The 2,918-nt window shown below is 48.9% G+C and carries 3 protein-coding genes; 2 read left to right on the forward strand and 1 reads right to left on the reverse strand.

The annotated features are described in order from the left end of the window. Window positions 1-326 precede the first annotated feature (326 nt). Window positions 327-494 carry a hypothetical protein gene (locus NG833_RS28170; RefSeq protein WP_254568582.1) on the reverse strand — a complete coding sequence of 56 codons (168 nt, stop codon included), beginning with the start codon at window positions 492-494 and terminating at the stop codon, window positions 327-329. Between the two features lie 461 nt (window positions 495-955). Between NG833_RS28170 and NG833_RS28175 the strand changes: the two genes are divergently transcribed. Together NG833_RS28175 and NG833_RS28180 are read left to right on the forward strand one after the other, a co-directional pair. Continuing rightward, entirely contained in the window at window positions 956-2,158 is a 1,203-nt protein-coding gene (locus NG833_RS28175; protein WP_254568583.1) for a tetratricopeptide repeat protein, read from the forward strand. Window positions 2,159-2,372: 214 nt separating this feature from the next. Then, a complete protein-coding gene (locus NG833_RS28180; protein ID WP_254568584.1) occupies window positions 2,373-2,579 on the forward strand; it encodes a glycogen debranching protein in 207 nt (68 codons plus the stop codon). Window positions 2,580-2,918 lie beyond the last annotated feature (339 nt).

Below are 2,918 nucleotides of genomic sequence, written 5' to 3' on the forward strand. Positions count from 1 at the left end.
GGTGTTCCAACAAATAAATCCTCCAAATCCCGATGGTTAAGCACCTAACTGTATTAGCCCGCGCAGGCGGGCTTTGTCCGTGTAGCCCCAGGCTTAAGCCTGCGGGTTTTTTGGGTATTTTATTTTTTGGAGTTCCCTAACCGAAACTTTTTGGCCAAACTCTCGTAAATTAGCCTGACCCACCATCAGTTTGGGAAGAAAGTTAGACTTGGAAAACCGATGGCTGGATTCAGCACAGGGAAATTCTTCTCGATGTTCAGGGGTTCTACTCATAACGTCCTTCAGAGGTTAAATGAGGGGTGATCCAAAGCTGAAATTGATCGGGTTTAGAATGTATTCAGTCTCGGCAGTTGAGGCGATCGCGATGCTTCTTGAGGAACGCAACAGTGTCTCGGCAAGCGTGGAAATTCCATCTGGGGTAATGATATAGAAACGCGGGTATCTAAGGGGGTTAATTGTGGCGCGTAGGAACAATAATCACGATTTTTTATCATAAATAAAAAGCAGAAATTGATAAAGAGGAAGGATTTTAAGGGCCAGATAAAGCCCAAAAATTAAGCTTAAAAAATCCGGATCCAGTCTTTCGTTAGAGAAAATTATGGGTCCGCTTTTGGTTTTTCATATTCCTAAACTATTCTATTTTAGGGTAATCCTTCTTCTACCGAAAGGATGGATTTATTGTAACGTTGCATTGTAAGAACAACGACAGTTAGCCCGGGATTGCTTTCACGGCAAGACTCGACTGTGTGAACCGCAGAGGGGACAAAATCGGGTGAAATGGCTCAATCCGTTACAGAACAAGGGGGAAATAACGGTGGATTCTGCCATCGTGATGTGGCGGGGACCATCGGGGATGGAGAGAGCAAGACGAGGGAATACTAGGCCCTTTGAGATCCGGAAGCTTCTGAACACCATAAAATAGGAAAGAGAAATACGACGGGAGGTTAGCGCGAAGATGGTCAGGGAAATTTGGCAAAGCCTGAGAGGGTTATTGGGAGAAGAACGCAGCAGTCCGGAACTCCAAGAACCCGAAGGATCGGCTTCGTCACTGCCGCCGCTGGAAGATCAGGATTATGAATTGCTCTTTACCCAGATTGTGGAAGGGTTGCGTCTGGGTTGGGACCGCGATCGCGTCCAAGAGTTTTTAGGGGCGCTCAGTTGGCGTGGGGACCTGCACTTGTGGGCGGATTGGTTGCGACGCTTTGGCGATCGCCTCCAAGCGCAGGAAAATCCCAACCCGGAATGGGGGGTGCGTCTCGTCCAGTTGGGACGCCTAGGCTGTGGAGAATTCAGTCAAGTGGCCCTGAACATCGGGACCGGATTAATGCAGCGCCAAATGCCTGCGCCTCCACCCCCACCAACGGCCCCCACTCCGCCCCAAGATGCTCAAGGGTGGTTTGGGGAAGGAAATACCAAACTGAATGCGGGAGATTGGACAGGGGCGATCGCCGCCTATCGCGAAGCGGTGAAACTCAAACCCGATTATTTGGAAGGCTGGAGTAATTTGGGGGCGGTGCTGTTTTATTCTCAACAATATGCCGAAGCCTTAGAAGTGTTCGATCGCGCCTTGGCCCTGCAAAGTGAAAATGCCAGTTTATGGTTTAATCGCGGCTTTACTCTCTCCTTATTAAATCGTCCTGCTGAGGCGATCGATGCTTATGAAAAAGCCCTGCAACTTCAGCCGGATTTGGTCGTAGCATGGCAAAATCGGGGGGTAGATTTAATGCATTTGGAACAGCATCAAGAGGCAGTTCGCTGTTTTGAACAGGCGATTCAACTCAAGCCCGATTTTGGCGAAGCCTGGAATAGTCGGGGAAATGCGTTATTCAAATTAACCCGCTATGAAGATGCGGTGACCAGTTACGATCGATCCATCGAATTGCAAAGCGATCGGGCTGAAGCTTGGTTTAATCGGGGATTAGCTTTGGCCGCAAATAGCCAACCTGAAGAGGCGATCGCTTCCTTCGATCGGGTGATTTCTCTGCAACCCAATAATTTTGAAGCCTGGGTGAATCGAGGGTTAACCTTGATGAGCAGCCAACGATTTTTAGAGGCGATCGCCTCCTTTGATCGGGCGATCGAAATCAATCCCAGCGACCCTCATGCAGTCGCCTATCGAAAACAAGCCCAGGACCTCCTCGAACAAACCGCATCTTAACCCCAGGTTGAAGGAGGCGACTGGCCTCCTTTTCAGCTATTCCCCCAAAATCATCCAGGGACAACTCCGGGCGATAAATTTTCTCAATTACCCCAAATTTTTGGACCTTCATAATGGCAAGCATTGATAAAAACTATGCTCGTTTCTTGCCTTGTTAGTCCATTAAGCGGTAAGAATAAGACATCAATCTCATCCAGAACAAAAGGATTTTATCATGACTATTTGGGTAAACGAACAAGTCGATCCATCGGGACTGGTTTATGCTTGCATTGCCTGTTGCGATGAAACCCAAGCACAATCCTGTCACGACTCGTTTCTAAACAACCTCTCCGACGAACAAAAAACCAGAGGTTGGACTGTCAAAATGCGAACTGTAGACTCCTGGGAGGAGGTCCCGGTTAGTGCGTTGAAATTGGCATAAGGGAGATGGGGGGATGGGGAGGATGGGGGAGATGGGGAGGATGGGGAGGATGGGGGAGATGGGGAGGATGGGGAGGATGGGGGAGAAAGTTTGTAGTAACGACTTCAGTCGTACTCTTAGTTTGTAGTAACGACTTCAGTCGTTCTCTTAGTTTGTAGTAACGACTTCAGTCGTTTCTTCGCTAAAGCCGTGACACGCACCATCAGGGGCTTAAGCGCCTGTTTCGGAACTGGAGAATCCGAAGATGGGTGCGTTACTTGGCGTCCGCCAAGTAACGCGGTAACGACTGAAGTCGTTACTACAAACTGGGGAAAAGGACTGAAGTCGTGACGTTGAACC

Origin of the sequence: Oscillatoria sp. HE19RPO (genome assembly GCF_024220515.1) — a bacterium.
Lineage (GTDB): Bacteria > Cyanobacteriota > Cyanobacteriia > Cyanobacteriales > Laspinemataceae > Laspinema.

Coding starts and splice junctions, on each gene's coding strand:
- NG833_RS28170 (WP_254568582.1), bottom strand. CDS start 494: ATGATAAAAAATCGTGATTATTGTTCCTACGCGCCACAATTAACCCCC.
- NG833_RS28175 (WP_254568583.1), top strand. CDS start 956: ATGGTCAGGGAAATTTGGCAAAGCCTGAGAGGGTTATTGGGAGAAGAA.
- NG833_RS28180 (WP_254568584.1), top strand. CDS start 2,373: ATGACTATTTGGGTAAACGAACAAGTCGATCCATCGGGACTGGTTTAT.